Below are 689 nucleotides of genomic sequence, written 5' to 3'. Positions count from 1 at the left end.
ATAGGGACCGAACTGTCTCGCGACGTTCTAAACCCAGCTCGCGTACCGCTTTAATGGGCGAACAGCCCAACCCTTGGGACCTACTCCAGCCCCAGGATGCGACGAGCCGACATCGAGGTGCCAAACCATCCCGTCGATATGGACTCTTGGGGAAGATCAGCCTGTTATCCCCGGGGTACCTTTTAGCCGTTGAGCGACGGCGCTTCCACATGCCACCGCCGGATCACTAGTCCCAGCTTTCGCTCCTGCTCGACCTGTCGGTCTCACAGTCAAGCTCCCTTGTGCACTTACACTCAACACCTGATTGCCAACCAGGCTGAGGGAACCTTTGGGCGCCTCCGTTACCCTTTAGGAGGCAACCGCCCCAGTTAAACTACCCACCAGACACTGTCCCCCACCCGGATACACGGGCGCGGGTTAGACATCCAAAACGACCAGAGTGGTATTTCACCAATGACTCCACCCGAACTAGCGTCCGAGCTTCACCGTCTCCCACCTATCCTACACAAGCCGTCCCAAACACCAATGTCAAGCTGTAGTGAAGGTCCCGGGGTCTTTCCGTCCTGCTGCGCGTAACGAGCATCTTTACTCGTAGTGCAATTTCGCCGGGTCTGTGGTTGAGACAGCGGGGAAGTCGTTACGCCATTCGTGCAGGTCGGAACTTACCCGACAAGGAATTTCGCTACCTT

General features: G+C 57.0%; 1 rRNA gene. It reads right to left on the bottom strand.

The annotated features are described in order from the left end of the window. Window positions 1-689, bottom strand: a 23S ribosomal RNA gene (locus tag ABD810_RS40775); the annotation flags it as partial.

The organism is Sphaerisporangium flaviroseum, assembly GCF_039537005.1.
GTDB classification, from domain to species: Bacteria; Actinomycetota; Actinomycetes; order Streptosporangiales; family Streptosporangiaceae; genus Sphaerisporangium; species Sphaerisporangium flaviroseum.
Note: the sequence above shows the minus strand (reverse complement) of the source record. Positions and strands in the feature narration are given on the sequence as shown.